The sequence below is a fragment of the Hydrogenophaga sp. genome, from assembly GCF_041633695.1.
GTDB lineage: Bacteria > Pseudomonadota > Gammaproteobacteria > Burkholderiales > Burkholderiaceae_C > Hydrogenophaga.
Genome location: NZ_JBFJMY010000524.1, coordinates 1 through 2625 on the forward strand (window position 1 = coordinate 1; position 2625 = coordinate 2625).

Annotated in this window: 3 protein-coding genes; 2 read left to right on the plus strand and 1 reads right to left on the minus strand. The window is 65.9% G+C overall.

What is annotated here, in order from left to right; translation table 11 throughout:
* On the plus strand, window positions 1-396 hold a 396-nt coding region (locus ABYB95_RS21125; RefSeq protein WP_372661540.1), incomplete at its 5' end, for a UbiX family flavin prenyltransferase.
* A gap of 125 nt (window positions 397-521) precedes the next feature.
* Window positions 522-2006 carry a 4-hydroxy-3-polyprenylbenzoate decarboxylase gene (ubiD, locus tag ABYB95_RS21130; protein WP_372661543.1) on the plus strand — a complete coding sequence of 495 codons (1485 nt, stop codon included), beginning with the start codon at window positions 522-524 and terminating at the stop codon, window positions 2004-2006.
* 25 nt (window positions 2007-2031) lie between these two features.
* On the opposite strand, the gene merR is transcribed toward ubiD, so the two are convergent.
* On the minus strand, window positions 2032-2460 hold the full coding sequence (gene merR, locus ABYB95_RS21135; RefSeq protein WP_372661546.1) for an Hg(II)-responsive transcriptional regulator: 429 nt from the start codon (window positions 2458-2460) through the stop codon (window positions 2032-2034).
* Between the last annotated feature and the right edge of the window lie 165 nt (window positions 2461-2625).

The window sequence follows — 2625 nt, forward strand, 5'->3', positions numbered from 1 at the left end:
GACACGCGCGACATCGGCGCTGCGCCGGCCAGTGGCTCGTTCCAGTGTTCGGGCATGGTGATCGCGCCGTGTTCCATGCGCACGCTCGCCGCCATTGCGCATGGCCTGTCGAACGACCTGCTCACACGCGCCGCCGATGTGATGCTCAAGGAGCGCCGCCGCCTGGTGCTGATGGCGCGCGAGACACCGCTGAACCTGGCCCACCTGCGCAACATGGTCAGCGTGACCGAGATGGGCGCCATCGTCTGCCCGCCGGTGCCGGCCTTTTACCTGCGTCCCAAAACCATCGACGACGTGGTTGACGCCAGCGTGGCACGCGCCCTCGACCTGCTCGACGTGCCGCACGCGCTTAGCAGCCGCTGGCAAGGTCTGGACGTTCGCCAAGTCACGGCCTAACCATCTGAGCAACCGCATGCCCGCCATGACACTCCCAGCACACACCGTGGAACCGGCTCTGCCGGGCCACCCGTGTGGTCCCCCTTGAGGGGGAAGACGCGCAGCGGCGCAGGGGGTGCGTCCCAATGACCTACCGCGACCTGCGCGACTTCATGGCCTTGCTCGAAAGTGCGGGCGAGCTCAAGCGCGTGCGCGAACCGGTGTCACCCCACCTGGAAATGACCGCCCTGTGCGACCGCGTGTTGCGCGCCGAAGGGCCGGCGCTGTTGTTCGAAAACGTGCCCGGTCACACCCTGCCGGTGCTGGGCAATCTGTTTGGCACCACCACCCGCGTGGCACGGGCCATGGGCGTTGAAAAGCTGGCCGACCTGCGCCGCTTCGGCGAAGTGCTGGCCGCGCTCAAGGAGCCCGAAGCGCCTCAAGGAATGAAAGACATGGTGGGCCTGAGCAGCCTGCTCAAGACCCTGTGGCACATGACGCCCAAGGAGCGATCCAGCGCGCCGTGTCAGGCCGTGGTGTGGGAAGGTGATGACGTGGATCTGGGCCGTCTGCCCATCCAGCACTGCTGGCCCGACGACGTGGCGCCGCTCATCACCTGGGGCCTGGTCATCACGCGCGGGCCCCACAAGACGCGGCAAAACCTCGGCATCTACCGCCAGCAGGTGCTGTCACGCAACCAGCTCATCCTGCGTTGGCTGGCGCACCGTGGCGGCGCGCTCGACTTCCGGGACCACTGCCAACTGCACCCCGGCAAACCCTACCCGGTGGCGGTGGCCCTGGGTGCCGACCCGGCCACCCTCCTCGGCGCGGTCACGCCGGTGCCCGACAGTCTGTCGGAATACCAGTTCGCCGGCCTGCTGCGCGGTGCGCGCACCGAAATCGTGTCCGCGCTGGGCGTGCCGCTCCAGGTGCCGGCCACGGCCGAGATCGTGCTCGAAGGCCACATCCACCCCGATGCGAGCCACCCCAGTGGCTGGGCCCATGCCATGGAAGGCCCCTACGGAGACCACACCGGCTACTACAACGAACGTGCCGAGTTCCCGGTGTTCACGGTCGAGCGCATCACACAGCGCCGCGATGCCATCTACCACTCCACCTACACCGGCAAACCGCCCGACGAGCCGGCCGTGCTCGGCCTGGCGATGAACGAATTGTTCATCCCGTTGCTGCAGCGCCAGTTCCCGGAAATCACCGACTTCCATTTGCCACCCGAAGCCTGCAGCTACCGCATGGCCGTGGTGCAGATCCGCAAGGCCTACCCCGGCCATGCGCGGCGCGTGATGATGGGTGTGTGGAGCCACTTGCGCCAGTTCATGTACACCAAGTTCGTGCTGGTCGTGGACGAAGATGTGGACGTGCGCGACTGGAAAGAAGTGATCTGGGCCATGACCACGCGCATGGACCCGGCGCGCGACTGCATGCTGATCGAGAACACGCCCATCGACTACCTCGACTTCGCTTCACCGGTGAGCGGGCTGGGCAGCAAGATGGGCATGGACGCGACCAACAAATGGCCGGGGGAAACCCAGCGCGAGTGGGGCCGCGTGATGCGCATGGCACCGGGCGTGAGTCAGCGCATGGATGCCCTGGCCGAGTCGTTGGGGCTCTGAGCCGGCACCGAAACAGAACCCCCCGCTATTTCGGTGCAGCGCCCATCAAGGCGTCGATCAATGGGCAGCGCACCTTCCCACGGGTTGCACCACACAATCGGATCAAGTCGGTCAAAGCCGCCTCCATGCGTTGCAGGTCGGCCAAGCGGGCCTGCACATCGGCGAGCTTGGCTTCGGCCCTGGTTCGAGCCTGCGCGCAGCTGGCGCCATCGTCCAGCTGCAGCAACTCCGCAATTTCATCCAGACTGAAGCCCAGGCGCTGGGCCGATTTGATGAAGTGCAACCGGGAACGGTCTGCATCGCCGTAGCGCCGAATGCCCCCAGCGGGCCGACCGGGTTCTGGCATCAAGCCCTTGCGCTGGTAGAAGCGGACGGTCTCCACGTTGACGTCGGCGGCCTTGGCCAGCACCCCGATGGTCATGGGGGCGGACGTGTTTGAAGGGGCATCGTTCATGGCACTTGACTCCGTACTTGGGTACAGACTTAAGCTTAGGGCCTGTTCACACTATTTTTCCAAGATGCGTTGCGGATCAAAAAGGCCATGCGCAAGGCGCAAAACGCAGCCGGGGCTTCCCCCCGGCCAGGCTTTGCAACGCCGCGCATGGCCTTTTTGGCCGCA

Bases quoted from the DNA above. Each gene is read 5' to 3' on its own strand.
- ubiD (WP_372661543.1), top strand. From the start codon at position 522: ATGACCTACCGCGACCTGCGCGACTTCATGGCCTTGCTCGAAAGTGCG.
- merR (WP_372661546.1), bottom strand. From the start codon at position 2,460: ATGAACGATGCCCCTTCAAACACGTCCGCCCCCATGACCATCGGGGTG.